Below are 2,879 nucleotides of genomic sequence, written 5' to 3'. Positions count from 1 at the left end.
GTCGACATGACCACCGAGCGCGCGGCGGGGTCCGCCGACCGGCTGATCGACAACATCGTGCTGGACTCGCCTTTGGCGCAGATGCCGGTGGTGGGGTACGAAAACCACGCCGGTCGCACGCGCCTTGGCGCTGGCGTTCAGGCTTTCGGGCGCGTGGTTTCTTCGGTGGGCCATGGCAACAACGACGACGACAAGCAGGACGGCGTGCTGTACAAAAACGTGGTGGGAACGTACCTGCACGGCCCCTTGTTGGCGAAGAATCCGCAGGTGGCGGACGCTTTGCTGACCCGGGCGCTCGAACGGCGCGCCGCACGAGCGCAAGTTCCCGCTCCCTCCCTTGCGGCGCTTGACGATACGGCGGAAAAGGCTGCGAACGAATACCTGTGCAAGCGGTTGAACGTGCGCGCTTAACGAATGGCGAGGGCGGCTTCCCTGGGAGCCGCCCTCGCTTCGCTATGGGCTTTTCCTAGTAAAGGTTTGTGCGCGCTTGCGCGGTCGCGCGTTCGTCGGCACAATACGTCCATGGACTCTCAACGAAGCAATCAAAGGCGCCCTTCGCGCGCGCATGAGGAATCACCTCGCTCCCCGTACGAAAACCGCTCTTCGCGGCCCGGCTCTACGCGGACGTCTCGACCTGCGCCCGCGCGCGGTGCGAGCGACGGCGCACGAAGGCGGCCGAGCGTTCAGGCCGCGTCCTCCCCTACGCCTCGTGCTCGATTGTCGCGCAACGAGGCCGATGCCGCGCGCTCTCCGAAGCGGAAGCGGCCCAGCAAGCTGGTGATCGCGCTTGCGGTGGTGGGCGTGCTCGTGCTGGGCGGAGCCGGCGCAGCGTTTGCGTACTACGGCATTTTGTCGGGGAACCTGCACGCCGGGGTGGATGCCAAGCTGCGCGCGGCGCTCGTGGACACGGATTTGGCCAACGAGCCGTTCTACGTGCTGCTCATGGGCACGGACGGGTCGAACGATCGCCAGGCTTCCCAGGAATACGCGGGTGACCAGTTCCGCAGCGACAGCATTATTCTTGCGCGGATCGACCCGATCGACAAAAAGGTCACCATGGTTTCAATTCATCGAGACACCCTGGTTGACATGGGCGAATACGGCAAGAACAAACTGAATGCCGCTCACGCCATCGGTGGCGCGGCGCTCGCGGTGGAAACCGTGTCCAAGTTGGCGGGCGTGCCCATTTCCCATTACGCGGAAATCAACTTCGACGGCTTCAAGGACGTGGTGGATGCTTTGGGCGGCGTCGAGGTGGACGTTCCCATGGAGATCGATGACGAGGATGCCGGCGGTCATTTGGATGCCGGCGTGCAGACGCTCAGCGGCGATCAAGCCCTGATCCTGTGCCGTTCGCGGCATGCGTACGACGAGTTCGGCGACGGCGATTCGTATCGCGCGGCGAACCAGCGATTGGTTCTGGGGGCTATTGCGAAGAAGATCCTCTCGGCTGACGTGGCCACCATGGCAAGCACCGTGCAGGCCCTTTCCCAATACGTGACCACCGATCTTGAAATTACGGACATCGTGGGCATAGCTCAAACCATGCAGGGGCTTGATCCGGCAACGGATATGTATTCCGGCATGGAACCCACCACGTCCAGCTACATCGACGGCGTGTGGTACGAGATCAACAACGTCGAGCAATGGAAGGCCATGATGGCGCGCGTTGACCAGGGTCTTCCGCCTACGGAGGGCGATATCGTCGACGAGGTGTCGGGTACCATCTTGGCCAGCACGGGCAGCGGGCAGCTTGTGAACGAGAGCGGTGATTTGAGCGGCGGCGGCGCTTCGCAGAAGCGTTCGGGAACGGTTGCGGTGCGCAATGGAAACGGCATAACCGGCGCGGGGTCCCAGGCTGCCGAGCGCGTTCAATCGCTGGGCTACAAGGTGGAGTCGGGCAATGCGGACAGCTTCGATTATCCGCAAACGCTTGTCGTATACGAGCAGGGTGGAAAAGCGGATCGCGCCCAAGAGATTGTCGATGCGCTCGGCGTGGGCAAAGCTATGGTTAACGACGGGTCGTACGTTATCAACGCCGACTTCCTGGTGGTTTTGGGAGCCGACTGGAAATAGCTTACATGCCCCAGGTCCAGTCGTTGAGCAGCAGTCCTTTCGCCAAGCCCAGCACAAGGATGTGCAGGGGATAGTACGCATAGAAGAACCACTTCATCGGCAGGCCGCGCTTTCCGTTGTATGAGAGCAGCAGCGGAATGGTGGCCGTGCATCCAGCCAAGGGGTACAGCGCGAAGGATAGCAGAACCAGATTGGAGCTTGCCAGATATCGCGCAAGCGCGGGGATTCCGTCTGCCAATATGGGCAGCAAAAGCGGGTAGACAATGCGCTGGCGTCGATCTTCAAGGATCTTCATCATGAGGACCATGATGGGCCCTAGAATGCCCCAGTCACACAGAGAGCTTGCCGCCATCAGCGCCGCCGCGATCGCCCAAAAACCTGCTCGGTTTTCCAGGCGGTCGTAAAGATACAGCACGGCTAATCCGATGAGCAACGTGAACAGCACGTTGAGGTTTCCTGCAAGAAACAACCCGTAGGGTATTTGAGATATAAGGGCAAACACGAGCAGGCGCCGGGCGTATTTAGGTACGCTTGATGTGCGTCGGTAGCCTTCTACCAGCAGAAATGCCATGATGGGGAAGGCGAGTCCGCCAAGACCGAACAGTAGGCAGAACGCTTCGGCAGGTAGGTAGGGATAGAACATGTAGGACGCGTGGTTGGCTGTCATGCCGACTATGGCTACGATTTTCAAAGCGAAGGACGAGACGCCCCTACGCGTGTCTTCATCGGTTGTATTGAGCGATTCGTTCATAGGATTCCAGTATACTGGGACGGCTGGGGGATTGCGGGATGAAGGGCGAAAT

2 protein-coding genes and 1 pseudogene are annotated in these 2,879 nt (G+C 60.7%); 2 read left to right on the top strand and 1 reads right to left on the bottom strand.

Annotated elements, in window-relative coordinates; all coding sequences use genetic code 11:
- Together ACMNI9_RS02680 and ACMNI9_RS02675 are read left to right on the top strand one after the other, a co-directional pair.
- Positions 1-411 (top strand): annotated as a pseudogene (locus tag ACMNI9_RS02680) (DUF1727 domain-containing protein); the annotation flags it as partial.
- A 366-nt stretch (positions 412-777) separates the two neighbouring features.
- A complete protein-coding gene (locus tag ACMNI9_RS02675; RefSeq protein ID WP_418830746.1) occupies positions 778-2,076 on the top strand; it encodes an LCP family protein in 1,299 nt (432 codons plus the stop codon).
- A gap of 1 nt (position 2,077) precedes the next feature.
- Here the strand turns inward: ACMNI9_RS02675 and ACMNI9_RS02670 are convergent, their stop codons facing one another.
- Positions 2,078-2,827 (bottom strand): TraX family protein, encoded by a 750-nt coding sequence (locus ACMNI9_RS02670; RefSeq protein ID WP_216529325.1) that lies wholly within the window; start codon positions 2,825-2,827, stop codon positions 2,078-2,080.
- Between the last annotated feature and the right edge of the window lie 52 nt (positions 2,828-2,879).

The organism is Paraeggerthella sp. (genome assembly GCF_048427265.1).
Lineage (GTDB): Bacteria > Actinomycetota > Coriobacteriia > Coriobacteriales > Eggerthellaceae > Paraeggerthella > Paraeggerthella hominis.
Note: the sequence above shows the minus strand (reverse complement) of the source record. Positions and strands in the feature narration are given on the sequence as shown.